Source organism: Saltatorellus ferox (assembly GCA_007751475.1).
GTDB lineage: Bacteria > Planctomycetota > UBA1135 > UBA1135.
On the sequence record CP036434.1, the window covers coordinates 2,698,387 to 2,714,542 of the forward strand.

At 67.7% G+C, this 16,156-nt stretch carries 10 protein-coding genes; all 10 read left to right on the top strand.

Annotated elements, in window-relative coordinates; translation table 11 throughout:
• Positions 1-2: 2 nt before the first annotated feature.
• The gene (locus Poly30_RS09645; protein ID WP_419191183.1) at positions 3-659 is read left to right on the top strand and encodes a prepilin-type N-terminal cleavage/methylation domain-containing protein; all 657 of its coding nucleotides are present in this window, start codon (positions 3-5) and stop codon (positions 657-659) included.
• Positions 637-1,689 carry a prepilin-type N-terminal cleavage/methylation domain-containing protein gene (locus Poly30_RS09650; protein WP_145196675.1) on the top strand — a complete coding sequence of 351 codons (1,053 nt, stop codon included), beginning with the start codon at positions 637-639 and terminating at the stop codon, positions 1,687-1,689. The genes Poly30_RS09645 and Poly30_RS09650 overlap by 23 nt, the downstream gene beginning before the upstream one ends.
• On the top strand, positions 1,689-6,905 hold the full coding sequence (locus tag Poly30_RS09655; protein ID WP_145196677.1) for a hypothetical protein: 5,217 nt from the start codon (positions 1,689-1,691) through the stop codon (positions 6,903-6,905). The genes Poly30_RS09650 and Poly30_RS09655 overlap by 1 nt, the downstream gene beginning before the upstream one ends.
• A complete protein-coding gene (locus tag Poly30_RS09660) occupies positions 6,902-8,230 on the top strand; it encodes a hypothetical protein (protein ID WP_145196679.1) in 1,329 nt (442 codons plus the stop codon). The genes Poly30_RS09655 and Poly30_RS09660 overlap by 4 nt, the downstream gene beginning before the upstream one ends.
• Positions 8,227-8,751 carry a hypothetical protein gene (locus Poly30_RS09665; protein WP_145196681.1) on the top strand — a complete coding sequence of 175 codons (525 nt, stop codon included), beginning with the start codon at positions 8,227-8,229 and terminating at the stop codon, positions 8,749-8,751. The genes Poly30_RS09660 and Poly30_RS09665 overlap by 4 nt, the downstream gene beginning before the upstream one ends.
• A 78-nt stretch (positions 8,752-8,829) precedes the next feature.
• Positions 8,830-10,488: a hypothetical protein gene (locus Poly30_RS09670; RefSeq protein WP_145196683.1), complete on the top strand. Its 1,659-nt coding sequence runs from the start codon at positions 8,830-8,832 to the stop codon at positions 10,486-10,488.
• Positions 10,485-11,678, top strand: coding sequence for a peptidylprolyl isomerase (locus Poly30_RS28315; RefSeq protein ID WP_419191184.1), 1,194 nt, complete (start codon positions 10,485-10,487; stop codon positions 11,676-11,678). The genes Poly30_RS09670 and Poly30_RS28315 overlap by 4 nt, the downstream gene beginning before the upstream one ends.
• Positions 11,679-11,735: 57 nt before the next feature.
• Positions 11,736-12,644 carry an SMC-Scp complex subunit ScpB gene (gene scpB, locus Poly30_RS09680; RefSeq protein ID WP_419191185.1) on the top strand — a complete coding sequence of 303 codons (909 nt, stop codon included), beginning with the start codon at positions 11,736-11,738 and terminating at the stop codon, positions 12,642-12,644.
• Positions 12,645-12,888: 244 nt separating this feature from the next.
• The gene (locus Poly30_RS09685) at positions 12,889-13,941 is read left to right on the top strand and encodes a hypothetical protein (RefSeq protein WP_145196685.1); all 1,053 of its coding nucleotides are present in this window, start codon (positions 12,889-12,891) and stop codon (positions 13,939-13,941) included.
• A 262-nt stretch (positions 13,942-14,203) separates the two neighbouring features.
• The gene (locus tag Poly30_RS09690) at positions 14,204-16,123 is read left to right on the top strand and encodes a hypothetical protein (protein WP_145196687.1); all 1,920 of its coding nucleotides are present in this window, start codon (positions 14,204-14,206) and stop codon (positions 16,121-16,123) included.
• The last annotated feature ends 33 nt before the right edge of the window (positions 16,124-16,156 follow it).

Below are 16,156 nucleotides of genomic sequence, written 5' to 3' on the forward strand. Positions count from 1 at the left end.
ACATGCCTGGACGACACCAAACCCTCTCCCTTGCCGGGCGCCCGCGCGCTGGCTTCACGCTCGTCGAGATCCTCGCGGTGATCATCATCATCGCGGTGCTCGTCGCCTTCCTCATCCCGAACCTGCTCGCGGGCGGGGATGCGGTGAACGTCAGCGCCACGCGGACGTTCCTCGGTCAACTCACCAGTGAGATCGAGAGCTACGAGCGCCAGGAGGGAGCCTACCCTGCCTCGACCTTCCCGAAGGACATGGACCCGAAGCCATCGGCCGTTAACATGGGGATCGAGGCGCTCGTCATCGCGCTCATGCCGGCGGACGGTAGCTACAGCGCAGCCGCCGCGTACGACGACAAGCTCTGCAACACCGATGGCGACAACACGAAGCGCAGCCTGACTCGCTTCACCAGCGCCGACGCGTTCGAGCTCCGGGACAGCTGGGAGAATCCCATCGTGTACCTCCACCGTCGCGACTACGAGAAGGGCTGTGCCTACCTCGCATTCGTCGAGGAGGAGTCGGACTTCATCGAGGTGAAGGTGACCGCTGCGATCAATCCCGCGACCGGTGATCCGTACCGGCAGGATTCGTTCCAGCTCCTCTCGGCGGGCCCCGACGGACTCTTTGGAACCGACGACGACATTGGGAATTTCAGCCGCAACTGAGCGCCACTCGGAGGGCGAACCCGACCTTCGGTCGGGCTTCACGCTGCTCGAACTGCTGCTCGTGATGACGCTTCTCGGCACGATCCTGGGGGTCGGGCTCGGGGCGTTTGCCTCGTTCGACCCCGGCCGGCGCGCGGCCCGGGGACTCGTCGCCAATGCGCTTCGTCAAGCCAGGAACGAGGCCATCGCCCATCGCGCACCGGCGCGCGTTCTTTTCGACCCGGCCACGCGAACGATCACGTCCGAAGGGACGGCAGTCGCGGGCACGTGGCGCTTCGAAACGCCCGCGATGGAAGGAGCGCGGGGCATCAGCGGACTGGCGCAGGGCTTCCCCGGGACGCCGCTCACCGACGATGGCTTCGTGGGGAAGGCCCTCGATATGGATGTGGGGGGGCGCGGTGCGAAGGTGGTGTTCGACCTGTCCAGCGAGCCCCTTTTTCGGGTGCGCCGCGGCTTCCGTCTCTCCTGCGCTCTCCGCCCCAAGACGCTCGAGGCCGCGCAGATCCTCGATTTCGGCGGCGTGGTGGAGATGAGTTCCTTCGAGGACGGGTCGATTGGCTTCAGCGTCGTCACGCGCCGCGTGGACGAACTCGGCCGTTCGATCCCCGGGGAAACCATCAATGTTCGCACCTCCCCGGGTGCCATCGAAGCGGGTCGCTGGAGCCAGGTCGAAGTGCGCTACGACGGCGCCTGGCTCAGCGCGCTTTCGGACGGCGTGCCGGTCGCGATGCGCGCCGAGACGAGGGAACTCTGGGACGTGGAGAAGCCTCTGGTGATCGGCGGCGGTCGCAGCGGCTACGACGGCCAGATCGACGATCTCGTGATCCTCGTCGCGCGGGAAGGCGAGACGTTCATCTTGCCCTCCAGCGTCGAGTTCGACGCGAGGGAACCCTTCGAGGTTCGCTTCGACGAGGGCGGTGGACTCGACCCCATCGCCCATGCGCGTCCGGTGGAGATCGGGCTGAAGTTCGACGACGGGACCAGCGATGGACTCGTCGTGCAGGTATTCGGAACGGTGGAGACACGCTGATGAAGGCTTCCTTCCAGACCCCTCGGCGCCGTGACGCCGAGCAGGGCTTCGTGCTCCTCGTCGTCCTGTTCGTGCTGCTCGCGCTGTTCGCGCTCACCGCGCCGTTCCTGGCGACGGCGAGGAACGCCGACGCCGCGAGCCACTTCGACAAGGACGGCGCCCAGCTGCGCCTCGCCCTCGACGGCGCCTCGCGCCACGCGCGCTACTCGCTGGAGGGGACGCACCCGGCCCTGGACCTCACGCCCTACTTCGACAGCGAGGACGAGCTGGAGGTCAAGATCGACTTCCCCGAGGGCACGAAGGGCGTGAACGACGTGAACGGCGTGGCCTGGGACGTCGAGGCCGACGACCTCGCGGGTCGTATCGATCTGAACAGCGCACCGCCCCAGGTCATCGCCAACCTGCTCGGGGCGGTGGCACGGCTCTCGGAGCCTTCGGCCGGCGGCGACGCCACGCTGAAAGTCTCGAACGCCGCGATCTTCAGCCCCGAAGAGGTGGTCGTGATCGAGGGCGAACTCATCAAGCTGGGCGAGGCGGACGAGAAGCTGAACCGCAGCGGCGCGCTGAAGGTCGGGCAGCGCGGCGTCGGCGCGGTCCAGAACAAGGACGGCCAGTGGGAAACCACGGGGCCGCTGCCTCCCAAGACCCACGGCGTGGGGGCGTACGTCTTCGACCAGCGCGCGCTCGCGCCCGTGACCTGGCGGACGCTGACGGTCGATGGGCGGCCCGCGATGCTGGATTCGGTCGAGGAGATCCGAGCCTCCGAGGACTTCTCGATGTCCGGCGGCTTCACCGATCCGGACCTGCGCGTGCTCCGTCGCACGACGACGCCGTTCGGCAACATCGCGGCTGGCCCGGAGTGGCAGAGACCGACCCGCCTGACCGCACCGCTCGAGGGGGGGACGACCTTCGCGCTTCGCGTCACCCAGGGGCGCTGGCTCGTCCCCGGCGCGACGGTCCGGATCCAGAACGGGATCTCCTCGGAGCTCCGCGTCGTGATGGCCCGCGGAGACGATGGCACCGTGATTCTCGATCGCGCGGTGGACTTCGACTACGAGGCGTTCGTGACCGAGATCTCGGTGCTCGCGAAGCGTCCCGTGAACGTGAACACGGCGTCTCCCGAGGTGCTCACCGCGCTTTTCGCGAACCTCAAGCTCACGCAGGAGAACCACCGCATCACCGAAGCGGAGGCCGCTGCGCTCGCTGCGATGGTGGTGGAGTCCAGGCCGCTGGTTTCGTTCGAGGACTTCGTCAAGCGTATCGTGCTGCCTGCGGGCGGAATCGACGTCCTGCCGAAGGATGCTCCGAGGCTTCCGAGCGCGCTGGAGAGCGGGGATCGCGTCCTCGACGACGCTCGGGACGCGGTGGCGCTGCTCTACAACTCTTTGAACGCGAACGACGCGCGCCTGGAGTTCGCGACGATGCCGATCTCGTTCACGTCGCGCAACGTGTTCGAGCTGGAGCTGCGCGCGAACATCAGCGCGAAGAGCGGCGTCCAGCGGGCCGCCGGGGTCCGCGAGCGCATCGAGCTTCTGGTTCCCCAGAAGGGTGAGCTTCTCCAGGTCTTTGCACGCCAGGAGGACTTCGACGATCAGCTTCGCTTGACGCGGGCTGCTCCCTACTGGCTCACGGGTCCGAACCCGACGGGTCGCTACGACTCGGGCGTCTATCCTCCCTCGCGGGGGATCCCCTACATGGGGACGCTGCAGGGCTCCAGCTACGTGCCGGGGATTAACGAGCCGGTCCTGGACAGCAACGAGAATCTCATCCAGGCCCAGCGCGTGTTCGCCTCGCTCAACGAGGAGTCGTACGTTCAGCTCGATCCGATCCGCCTGCTGGTGAACGGTCGAACGAACGGCCGGGTCCTGCACTTCGATCTGGAGAGCCGTTCGCTGGAAGGGCGCTTCCTTCCCGACGAGCCCATCCTGCGCGATCCGACCGATGGGATGGTGCGCTGGGTGGCCGACCAGCGCTCCGCCGTGGTCCAGCCTCTGTCGCTTTCCATGTGGATCAAGCCCCAGGGGGGCGCGGTCGGCACGCTCATGTCCATGGGCAGCCGCGGGCCCGATTCGGATCGCATCGTGCTCGGCATGGACGGGACGAACCTCGTGCTCCAGGTCTACGACGGCATGGGGGACCACCGGGACACGGCGTTCCGTGAGGTGGCCGAGGTCAAGATGCCGCTCGGCGGCGCGCAGGGCGCGGCGGGGATCCCGACCGATATCTGGAGTCACGTCGATATCGACGTGCGCGGTAATCGGCCGGACCAGATGTCGATGATCGTCAACGGGAACGCGAACGGCGTTCAGGTCCAGGGGATGACGCGACTCGTAGGAGGGCTCGGGTCCGGCACGAGCACGATCCAGGTGGAGTCCACGGACGGCTTTCCGGCGCGCTGCACGCTCCGCATCGGGACGGAGATCATCGAAGCGACGGTCGCCGGGCCGAACGCGTTCCTGGTGCAGCACAACACTTCGGGCGCCGAAGCCGGCTACGGCGGGCGACTCGCGCGGATTCCCTTCGACGTGGAGGGGTCTCCCACCGCCGTGCCCAGCGCGACGGCCGCGGCGACGATCAGCGGCTCCTACGATCCGGGCACACCGGTGATGCACTATGGCTACAGCCTGCCGATCACCAAGGACATCCCACCCGGAGGCGGCCAGCTCGGCGGAGCCCTCGGGCCCTTCCGTCTCGGTCGCGTCGAGGCAGCGTCGAACGACAACACGCTCCAGCCGATCTTCATTGCGGCCGGGCTCGGAACGCTTCAGCTAGGTCGAGGCTGGGTCGAGGACCAGATCGGTACGCTTCCATTGAGCCTGGGTGATGCACCCACGCAGGATCCTACCGGCACGCTGGTCATGCAGGGGTTCAGCTCCACGGGCGGCTATGCGGCGCTCTTCGGGCGAAGCGGCGTCACCGTCGATGGCAACCCGACCCTGATCTCTCCCTCCGGTGCGCCTATCCATGGCGTCGAGGTCATTCAGTATTCAGGCATCGCAGGCAATGCGCTGCAGGTGGTTCGGCGCGGGGTACAGCTCCAGCGTTTCGCCAATCTCCAGGGCTCCGCGATCATCGGTGGCGCTCGACAGTGGGTGTTCGAATGGAACCCGGGCTTCGTCGATGCGAGCGGCAACCTGCTCCAGAATCGCCTGGACTGGCAGACGTTCTGCATGCCGATCTCGGTGGCCGTCCCCGGTGCCAGTTCGTTCTCCTTCGTCGAGCCGGTTCCGCCAAGGTCCGAGTTCGCTCAGATCACTCGACTCGATGATCCCGAGCAGACGGAGTGGATCCGCTACGACGAGATCGACACATCCGCGGGCCAGCTCGTTCGAAGCGATCCCGTGGCGCTCACGAACGTTTACAACCTCCTCTACTACAGCGCGAACGAGAACATCGTGACTCCGGGTGGCGGCGGCGGCGGCGGTGGCTCTGGCGGGTTGCCAGGCGGGTCGTCCGGTGGCGGATCGGGAGGCGCCCCGGGAGGCGTCTCTGGCGGCGGTCCACCGAGCGGGGCAGGGCGCATGGCGGCGTCTGCCGCGGTGGGGGCCAGTGTTCCGGTCGCGGCTCCGGCTGCGACCCTGGCAGCGGGCGCGGATTGGGATCCCATTCGCGGGACCGACCCGAACAACCTCTATCCGCTCTCGCGAGCCGTCGCTTCGGTCTTTCACTTCCGCGGGGTGCTGGGCACCAGCAACGGTGATCATCCAGCGGGGGCCACGGTCCTTCCGGTCGTGCCGATTCGCATCGCCGGAGGAGACTTCGAGCAGGGGCGACCCGGCGCGAAGGATCCGGTGTTCATCGTGAACGGGGACCTCGGCGCCCTCGGCTTCCCGGTCACCATGCATCGGGCCCACTACCCGGCGGAGAACCGACAGCTGTACTCGTGGTCCACGAGTCCGGGTATCGGCCTCACCAGCGCCGTGGGCGCCGACCAGGCCGTTCCGGTACTCGAGAACGAGTACGACTTCCGGAACGTGGTCTACGTCGCGTTCGAATCGATCATCAACCTGCCGACGTCACCCGGCAGCAACGGAAGCGGGCCTCCGAACGTGACCGATCCGAGGTTCCTGGGGCGCATCGTGAAGTTCCCGAGCGGCGAACTCCCGCGCGTCGGAGGCCAGGTCTCGATCGGCGTGGGAGCGAGCGGCGCGGTCGACTTCGGCCCCTCGACGGCGCAGGTCGACGAGGTCGTCTTCGGGAACAGCACCGTCTTCGCCGGCGCAGGCGGCACGGCCCCCCTGGCCCACGCGGCGGGCGGCGCCCTGATTCTTTCGGGACCCGTCGGAGCCAGTGATCTCGTTCTTCCAGTCCTCTCGAATTCGGTTCGACTGGCCGATCGGACGCTCACGGTCCCGGGCACAGCGGTGGGGATGCTCCCCGCGGATGGAGGGATCGTCCGGATCGGCGAGGAGCTGATCGCGTACCAGCAGATCCAGGGCGCGATCGCCGTCGCGGTCAATGGGCGCGGCTTGATGGGAACGTTGCCCCAGGCGCACGCGGCGGGCGAGGCCGTGCACTGGCTGGAGGGCTGGGAAGTCACGACGCTGGTGGCCGCCATCGGACCGGACGACGCCGCGCTCCCCGTCAGCTCGATCCAGGATTTCGGGACGAACGGAACCGTGCTCATCGACGATGAGCTGATCCACTACACGCGGGTCTTCGGTGGAGCGCTGGTCATGCCGCGGTCCTCCGGCGAGCCAGGCGCGATGGATGAACTCGGCCCCGGTGTGTTCCGCGGCCGCTTCGGCACGACGCCCGCGAGCCACAGCTCGGGCGCGGCGATCATCTCGTTCCCCGCGCGCTACTGGGACCGGTACGCCCCGCGCTACGACGGGCCGGACCTCGCGTTCTTCGGGCTCAGCGTGAACCAGCCCGGTGCCTTCTGGAACGGCGTGATCTGGGATGCCCAGGAAGGACAGACCGGCGGCGCCGAGATCGTCGTGCTCCAGCGCACGGATCCGAACGTTCCCTGGGACGCGGATCCCGAGGACACGGAGGGGCTCACGCTGATGGAGCAGGGCGACCTGGAAGGCGGGCTGATCCCGATCGGCGGCCAGTCTGACCGGGCCGAGTGGCGCGTCTTTGCGCGCTACGCCGCCGGTGCCTTCGATCCAGCCTTCGGCGCGAGTCACGGCTGGAAGGACACGCCGCGCTTCATTCAGCTGGGCGTGACCTACTCCGCTCCGCCGCGCGTCTACCGGAGCATCGACCGATGAGAACCCCACGCCAGGTCAAGGACCGCCGCGCTCGCTCGCAGGCGGGCATGACCCTCGCCGAGCTGATCCTCGCGACGGGCCTCGCGGCGATCGTGATGGCTTCCATGATCTCGATCGTCGACAGCGCGCTCACCCTTTGGACGAAGGGCGAGACGTCCCGCCAGGGTCGCGAGGCCAGCGCGGCGATCGCCTCGATGATGGCCCACGACCTCCGGCAGCTCCATGGGAGCGCGGAGGGCGACGTGCTGATCGACTGGGAGGTCTTCGACGTGGACCGCGATGGACAGGTCGAGCGCCTCTGGCCGCGCATGCGCTTCATCCGTGATGCTTCGGCGCGCGAGGCCGCCTGGATCGGCCGCAGGGCGCTGGCGGAAGCCGCGCGCATCGAGCGTGATCGGAAGCGACTGGAGGCTGGCGACGACGCCGAGGTGCTCGCCGAGCAGCTTTCGGAGGAAGAGATCCTGAACGCCGCCGGCGTGTCGCGCCAGGACATGGCGCTGGGGCAAGGAGCTGCCGTGGACACGAGCGCGTCAGAGCTTCTCGAGATCCTCTACGCCGTCGTCCCCGAGGGCGATACCGGATGGAAGAAGTACTCGGGGAGGCTGGTCCGGGCGGAGCGCGTTCATCGCGCCGGGTCGCCGCCGGTTCTGCTGCGGGCGGACGCCTTCGACAGCCGCGGGCTGCCGGATCCTACCCTCGCGAAAGAGGTCGCCACGGGTGTGCTCTGGATGCGCCCCCTGATGGCGACCCAGACGACGCGCATCGTGCCGCCCGCCACGAACGAGGAGCGGCCCGCGTGGACGACCGGCGCGAAGTCGCTGCTCGACGCGGCGACGTCCTGGGACGCGTGGGGCCGGGGTCGGCCTTCGCTGGAGGTCACGGACTGGAACGAACCCGCCCCCGGCATGCCGAAGCCCGGGATCAAGCCGCTCCTGCCGCGCAGGATTCGGCTGGAGCTGGAGATGCAGCGGCCGAGCGACGCGAAGCGCGCGCCGGAGCTGCTCGATGTCCTCGACGAAGCCGCCACGAGCTTCGACGTCACCGCCGGTCGCAGGCTGGCCGAAGCCGTGGGCCGCGACGTCATGGTCGGCGGCGAATGGATGAAGATCACCTCCATCCAGGGGGACTCCGTGACCGTCCGGCGCGGCACGCGCTCCACCAAAGCGCGGGTTCACGCTTCCGGCGAGAAGGTGATGCTGGGATACCCCGTGATCCTCGACCTGCCGATCGTCATGTACGAGGACGACTGGCGGGTGGGTCAGAGCTCCGTCGACAAGCGGGACGCGAAGAAAGCGGGCGATGCGAAGACGGAGGGATCCCGATGAGGCGGTCGAAGGAACGAAGGAGGCGTCCACGTCGGGACGGCACCCGCCATCGCCAGGCCGCCGCAGGCTTCACCCTCATCGAGGTCCTGCTCGCGGCGGGGCTGCTCGTCGCCGGCATGTCGATGATCCTCGGGGTCTTCAACTTTGGCTCGGCGATGTCTCGAACGGCGGAGCTGCGCTCGCTGGCGTCAGGGACCGTCGAGGCCGTGATGCACGATCTGGAGGACTCGCTCTTCCTGGTGAACGACGACGGGACCATCGGCGAACCGCGCGCCATCGTGGATCGACCGGTTCCCGGGCGGAACGGCGTGGTTTATACGGTCACGGCGACCGGGAACCCCAAGAGCTTCGACCCGGAAGAGGTCGGGCTCGGGGCCGGGCTTCCGCGGGAGTACATCGTCGAGGTCACGGTGAAGTGGCAGGCGAGCGGCGTGAAGAAGAACGAAACCTGGACGACGATCATGCTGCGGGAGCAGCCCTTCGGGGCCCGCATGCGCCGGCTCGTGGGATCCGGGAGCTGACGCGATGAGTGTGGAAGTACAACGCGGCCCGGGTGCACCCGGACCTGGCCCCATGGAAGAGCAGAACTGGACAAGACGATGAAGAACCATCACCACCACCATCCCCTTCTTCGCTGGACGGAGAGCGTCCGTCGACAGGGTCGAGCCGTGCTCGGCATGGCGCTCGCGGCGCTCGTGCTCTTCCCCTTCGGCCTGACGGCCCTGGGTGTCGCGTCGCCGGGGTCCGCCCTGGCGCTGCAGGAAGGCGGCGGCCTCCCCAACCCGTTCACGAACACGAACGCCTTCACGCCGCCGGCGCCGCCCGCGCCGGACGACGTGATCATGCTCCAGCTGCGTGACGGCACCATCCGGTGGGGCGCGATCGAGAGCCACGGGCCGAACTCGATCGAGATCAAGCGTCTCGACACGAGCGGCAAGGCCATCGTTCCCTGGTCGATGCTCGATCCACGCCAGGCGGAGGACCTGCGGAAGCAGTACGGCTACGTCGAGGTCGAGGTCAACGAGGCCTACGTTCTCGGCGATCGCCTCGTCCTGGAGGGCGGCGGGACGGTCGACGGCGTGATCGTCTCCCGCGAAGGCAAGTCGTTCCTCGTCAAGACGGAGGGGACGCTTCAGATGGTGCCGAAGTCGCGGGTTCGTGGGATCGAGTCGGGGCTCCAGCTCGCGGCCCTCGACGTGTATTCGCGCGAAGAACTCTACGGCCTTTACCTGGCGGAGTCGGATCCTGAATCGGCGGAGTCGATGCTTCAACTCGCCCGCAAGTGCGAGAGCATCCTCGACTTCGTGCACGCGGCCGAGCACTACAAGTCTGCGCTCGAACTCGGGCTGGAGACGGACCGTGCCGCCGTCGAGGGCATGCTGGCGCGCGCGGAGGTCAAGGCCGCGAACCAGGAGCAGGTCGAGTACCTGCGCAGCGTCGACCAGCTACGCAAGCGCGGTCAGTTCGACAAGGCGGTGGAGAAGATCGACGCGTTCGAGACGGTCTTCAAGGGGAGCGCGCTGATCGAGGACGCCCGCAAGCAGAGGGGCAAGCTGCTCCTGGCGCGGGACGAGGCGGCCAAGGAGCTGGTGCAGCGGCGCTGGCCCTACTGGGCCAAGATCCTCACGCGCCAGAAGTCGGTCGAGGACAGCTTCGAGGCAGCGCGCGGTTGGGCTTCGGAAACGGCGAGCAGCGAGATCCAATCGCTCGTGCACTCGGATGTCCAGGCCAAGATCACCCAGGCGGTCACGCTCGAAGAGATTCGCAAGCTCTGGGAGGAGCGCAGGCGGCTGCGCTACTCACCCGCGAGTTACCGCGAGGATGGGACCTGGCTGCTCGGGATCGAGGCGGCCCAGAAGGGCATCGACGACGAGGGGCAGGTCGAACGGAAGGGCCCGGTGTCCGAAGTCGACGCCCAGCGCGTCGCGATCGAAGAGCGCATCAAGCGCTACATGGACAACCAGCGCCTCGCGCGACGGTCCGCCAGCGGCGGCCAGGAACAGGACGAGTACCAGGTCTTCTGGCAGACGTACTCCCAGGGTGCGCGTGCGGGCTGGCTTTTGGCCTACTACGTGGAGAACGGCGGTGACTTCGAGATTCGACCGAGGCCCGATCTGCGCGCCTGCAAGACCTGCGGTGGCAAGGGCGCGGTTGAGCTGCTCGTGACAGGCACCGTCCGCGGTGACCAGACCGATGGCGTCGCGACCTGCCCCCTTTGCCGGGGTGTCCAGTACTCCAGGCGGATCTACTACCGATGAGACGAGGCGTTTTTCCGCGGCTCGGCCGCGCGTCGTGCGCGCCTGCCGTGACGATTCTGGCGGCGGTCCTGTCGGGTGCGTGCGCCACGACGGAGAACCGTGAGGTGGTCGGGGAGGCGAAGCCCGTGCTCTCGGCCCCCAGGACGATGTCGGACGAGGAGCTGGAGGAAACTCGGGCGATCGAGCGGGCCGCGGCAGAATCGGCCGATCGGGCGGCGGCGGCCTCGGGGGATGCGGAAGCGATGCAGCTGGACTCGATCGCGGCCGGAGCACCGGCTGGACCCCCGGCGGGTGACACCGCAGGCGGGCCCGCGAAGGGCGCAGCCGCGCCGGACGTGGGGGCGGCGGGCCGGTCCGTCAGCTGGCCGTCCGGCGTCGATGCGACCCCCGACGACATCGCCAATTACACGATCGGAAGCGTCGCAGGGAGGAAGATCCCGCTTTCGGATCTCGTCGCCAAGTGGATCTGGCGGGAGCCCGCGCGGGTTCGCGCCATCCTCGACGACATCGTGCTCTCGCGGATCATCATCTTCGAAGCCGCGGCGCTCCAGATCGAACTCCCGGACGGCGCGATCAAGAAGGAGGTCGAGACCCGCCTCGCCCGGCTCCAGAAGGAAGCGGACGCGGCCGGGAAGACGTCCCTGGAGGCCTACATCCAGGAGGCTCTGGGCATGGAGCCCGAGACCTACCTCCGGTGCGCCCAGGAGGAAGCCGCCATCGATCTGCTCGCCCCTCGCTGCGTGCGCGCGTGGCTCCTGGCGAGCGATCACCGGGAGATCCGAGCGATCACGGTGAAGACGACGGCCGACGTGGACCAGGTGCAGGCCCGGCTGGCCCGCGGCGAGGCCTTTGCCGACGTGGCGAGGGCGCTCTCCATCGATCCTTCGAAGGAAGAGGGGGGCAGGCTTCCTCCGGTCGTCCGCGGGGGAGACCTCGCGCTGACCCGGACCGCTTTTGCCACCGAGGTGGGGGAGGTCGCCGGCCCCATCAAGGACCGCGAGAGCATGCTCTTCGTCTACGTGGAGGCTGCGCCTCCGCTCATCGAGGGCATGTGGTCCGAGGTCGGGGCGGAGGTCGAGGCGAGCCTCAAGGCCCGGGACATCGAGGATCCTGAATTCTGGCAGTGGAAGGCCCAGATGCTTGGCCGGTACGACGTGAACATGGACCCGTTCCTCGACCTGGTGAAATGAGCCCGGCTTTCGGGGCTCCGGCTTGAACTGGAGCCCGCGGATCGCGAACCTCGGGCCATGTCGGACGCGCTCGTGAGTGAGGACAAGATGGAAGACGTCGATTCATCGGACGAGTACGAGGTCGTGGAAGACGAACTCGACGAAGATCCCGAGGAGGAGGCGGCGCCGCGAGTCGAGGCCGAGTCAGACCTCGTCGACGATGACTACGTCGATGCGGACGACGAGTTCGATGGCGACGTCGACTCCGAAGGGCAGCTCGACGAGCCCGAAGAGGACGACTCCGAAGAGGGCGATGGCTGGGCGGATGATGCACCAGCGGTCGACGAGGCGGTCGCCGATGTCTCCGAAGTCTCGACCACCGAAGGGGACCCCGTCGCGCAGGTCGAAGGCGAGGGCGAAGCCGAGGACGACGACAGCCGCGGTCCAGGGCCCGGCGCTAACCTCTCGGACGAGCAGATTACCGAGCGTATCTACGCGCTCCTCTTTGCGTCCCCGGAACCGCTCTCCGTCGGCAAGCTCGTGACGCTCCTCGAGCGTCCACAGGCGGCGCGTGTGCGGTCTGCCCTCGAGTCGATCGGTCGCCAGCTGGACTCCGGTCCGCTCCCGTATCAGCTGCGCGGCATCAAAGGGGGCTATACCCTGATGACCGTTCCGGAGATGGGCGAGGTCGTCGGCCGGCTGGCCAAGGGCGCCGCCGTCGAGCGCATCAGCCCCGCCGCGCTCGAGACGCTGGCGATCGTGGCCTATCGCCAGCCCGTGACGAAGGCCGAGATCGAGGCGATCCGCGGCGTCCAGGCCGGGCCGATCCTCCGTTCGCTCGTGGACCGCTCTCTCGTCCGCGTCACGGGTCGGGCCGACGTACCCGGGCATCCGCTCCAGTACGGAACGACGAAGGACTTCCTCGATCGCTTCGGCCTGATGGGTCTCGGTGATCTCCCCAGGGACGCCGAACTCGCGAAGGACTGAGACGGCAGACTCGAAGGGCGCGGCTCCCCGCTCCGGACGATACGGATCCCGTTGCGCCCGATCCGAGACGGCGCACTGTCGTGAATGGAGAATCGTGCGGTGCCGCACCAGCCTCAGGGATCCGAGCAAGGTTATCTACCGGGTGGGCGCATCACGCTCCGAGGCGGAAGTACATCCAATCCGCCTCAGCGCCGCGATGCTCGATCGAGCGTCGCGGTGACCGCTTCTCCTGAATTCTGTCCCCATGAGATCTCTGCTCACCGTCCTCGTCGCCTCCGTCGTCCTCGCTGTTCCCGCGGCTGCCCAATGCTGGACCAACAGTCTCTGGCACGGGCTCTCCGGGCTCCCCTCCACCGCCAACGGTGGTTACGGCAACGTCGACCTGAGCGGCGCCTCCATGGTCAGTCCGGGCGTGATGCGCCTCGACAACAACGCCAACACAGGCAACGGCCAGGCCTTCCCGTGCCCGACGCAGCTCGACGAGCCGCCGTTCATGGTCATCGAGGGCGAGACGCGCTGGATCTCCGGGACGAACACCGTTGGACTCGCGACCACCACGCAGGTCTCGATCCACACCACGGCTTTTCCGGTTCTCCAGCTATCCTTCGAAGCGGATCGACTCGCGCTGAAGCGCGGCAATTTCATCGTTGGCGAGCGCCTGACGGACTGGAGCCAGTTCCACTCCTGGCGCGTCGAGATCGAGGTCGCGACGGACACGGCGCGGTTCTTCGTCGATGGCCAGATGCTCGGCGAAATGGTCGGGATCCAGTTCGGCGGCGCGAGCCAGCTCCGGATCACCTGGGGCAACGTGATCAAGACGTTCACGACGAACGCCGTCTCGGACTGGAAGCGCTTCAGCTTCAACGCCGCCTACACGTCCGAGATCGGCACGTACTGCGAGGGCAAGTCCGGCTCCAACGGCTGCGTCCCCGAAATCGGCTGGACCGGCTTCCCGAACCTGAGTTCGATCGGGCCCTTCGAGATCACGCTCGCCGAGGTCCCCGCGACGACCTACGGGATCCTCGCCTACTCCATCGATCAGGCGGCGGCCGCCCCGTTCCAGGGCGGCTATCGCTGCATCGGAGGCACGCGCATCTTCCGGACCCCGGTCCAGTTCGCGGCCCTCTCCGGCGGCACGTGCGACGACGGACTGATCCGCTACGACTTCCGAGACGCCTACGCGAGCAACATGGCTCTGGCCCAGGGCACGTCCGTTTACGCCCAGTGGTTCTATCGCGACCCGGCGGGCGGCGGCTGGGGGCTCTCCAACGGGCTTCAGTTCACGATCTGTCCCTGAAAGGAGCGGAGCGGAGCCGGTGCGGGCCCGTGAGCCGTCTCCAGAGCCCGCCCGATCTCTCCGAGCTCCCCCGGGGCTCGGCCAGACGGCCCCAAATCTCGTCTCCCGGGGTGGATCTTGGGGCCAGCCGTCCTTGCCACGCAGGAAAGGGCCCCCGTAGACTGTTGGGCCGCAGATTCACCGAAGGGCGCGTGGCCATGCCGCCACGCGCCCTTCGTCAGCCCTCCTGCATTCCCACCGCTCTCCATCCGGGGGCCACTCCATGTCTGACAAGACCGAAAAGGTAACGCCAGAGGTGCTCGACGAGCACGGCGACGAGCTGATCCACGTTCCCACGGGGCAGAGCCGGCTGCGGTACATCGCGACCATCGGCCTGGTTCTCTTCCTCCTGATCATCTTCGTCGTCGCGGATCTCTTCCAGAGCTCGCTCACGGGCGGGGGCGGCGGCTCCGACGAGATCTTCCTCACCTGGCAGGATCCAGCGGACGGCGAGAAGCACGAGGTCAAGGAGTCGGAGTTCTTCGAGACGGCTCGCTTCCTCAGCAACATGGCGGCCTTCGGGATCTACACGCCCTACAGCCTCATCTTCGGGGAGCAGACGCAGAAGCGCAGCTCTCGTCCTGAACCGACGGAGCAGGACGTGGCTTCGTTCCTGATCTACGAGGAGATGGCCAAAGACGCAGGCATCGCCGTGTCGGACCAGGAGCATATCGATTTCCTTCGTTCGCGCTTCGGTTCGAACGAAGGTCTTGAGGCGGCGGCACGCCAGGCCCGCACCACGCGACTCGCGATCTCCGAGGACGCCCGACGCATCGAGCGCGTGGCCAAGCTCAATGGCCTGATGTTCTCGACGCTCGGCATTCCGGATCCGGACGCCGTCGTCAAGACCTGGCAGGAAGGCCGTCCTGAGTTCAAGTTCCAGTCGATCAGCGTCAACCGCGACGATTTCCTCGCGACCGCCGAGGCCGAGGTGCCGGATGACGAGGCACTGGCCACCTGGTTCCACGAGCGTCCTGACTTCGAACAGCGCAAGCTCTACACCGAGGAGAAAGTCGTCCCGCGCGTGGCCTACGTGGTCCCCGGCGATGACTTCGACCCGGCGAAGCTCTTCGAGGCCTACCCCGCCCCGGAAGGCGTCGACCTCGACCAGCAGGCCCAGAGCTACTTCAGCCAGTTCCGGACCACTCGCTTCAAGGCGCCGGAGAAGGCCAAGCCCGAAGGCGACGAAGAGGTGGCCGAGCCCGATGAGATCCCGGAGAAGCCCTTCTACGACTTCGAAGAGGTCGAGGAAGAGGTTCGAGCGGAGGCTCCGATCCACGCTGCCCTGACGGCGTTCGTGACGGACATGCAGGACCGCTCCGCCGAGGGCGCGACCGTCGACCTCGCCGCCGAGGCCGAGGCGCTGGGTCTTACCGTGGTGGAAGGTGGTGAGCCGATGACCCGCGAGGAGATGACGGCCGCCGATACCTGGGGAAGCGCTCAGATCGCGAGCCAGCTCGCGTTCAGCTCCGCCAATGCGATCGTTCCCCGCGTGACCGCGACGCCTGACGCCCTCGTGGTGGCCCAGGTCGCTTCCAAGATCGAGCGCGCCGAACCGCCGTTCGAAGACATCCGGGATCAGGTGGCCACCCTGTGGGCCGAGCAACGCGCCGCCGAACTGGCGGTGGAATCCCTCGACTACCTGCGCCAGACGCTTGCCGCGAAGCCCGACGACGTGGAGAACGCGGACTGGACTCCGGAGATCGCCTGGATCGACCTCCAGAAGGCGGCCGGGGAGGCTGGCTACGCGACCTACGATCGCCCGTGGCTGGAGCGATCCGCCATGCCGGAGGGCCAGACCTTCCAGACGGCCACGCCGGTGAACCGCTACATGATGATGACGCCGACGGTCTACGACATGGAGCCCGGAACGGTCGGACCGGCCGCCAAGGGCTCCGATGGGAAGACGGCGTTCCTGATCCGCTTCGACAGCCAGCGCGAGAAGGACGTGTCCGAGATCGACGCGAACACGGTGTTTCAGCTTCGCGGCCAGGCGGCCAACGAGCAGCTGCGTGAGTTCGGTGCCCAGGTTCTCCTCGGAGACGGCGCGTGGCTCGCGGAGCGCGCAGCGATCCGCTTCCCGAAGAACGAGGCGCGCGAGGCCGAGAAGAAGGCCAAGGAAGCGAACCCGACCGCCGGGTAGGTCGCCTCGAGATCAGCGCCCGGGCCCGAGGCC

Coding starts and splice junctions, on each gene's coding strand:
- Poly30_RS09645 (WP_419191183.1), top strand. CDS start 3: ATGCCTGGACGACACCAAACCCTCTCCCTTGCCGGGCGCCCGCGCGCT.
- scpB (WP_419191185.1), top strand. CDS start 11,736: ATGTCGGACGCGCTCGTGAGTGAGGACAAGATGGAAGACGTCGATTCA.
- Poly30_RS09665 (WP_145196681.1), top strand. CDS start 8,227: ATGAGGCGGTCGAAGGAACGAAGGAGGCGTCCACGTCGGGACGGCACC.
- Poly30_RS09655 (WP_145196677.1), top strand. CDS start 1,689: ATGAAGGCTTCCTTCCAGACCCCTCGGCGCCGTGACGCCGAGCAGGGC.
- Poly30_RS28315 (WP_419191184.1), top strand. CDS start 10,485: ATGAGACGAGGCGTTTTTCCGCGGCTCGGCCGCGCGTCGTGCGCGCCT.
- Poly30_RS09685 (WP_145196685.1), top strand. CDS start 12,889: ATGAGATCTCTGCTCACCGTCCTCGTCGCCTCCGTCGTCCTCGCTGTT.
- Poly30_RS09660 (WP_145196679.1), top strand. CDS start 6,902: ATGAGAACCCCACGCCAGGTCAAGGACCGCCGCGCTCGCTCGCAGGCG.
- Poly30_RS09670 (WP_145196683.1), top strand. CDS start 8,830: ATGAAGAACCATCACCACCACCATCCCCTTCTTCGCTGGACGGAGAGC.
- Poly30_RS09690 (WP_145196687.1), top strand. CDS start 14,204: ATGTCTGACAAGACCGAAAAGGTAACGCCAGAGGTGCTCGACGAGCAC.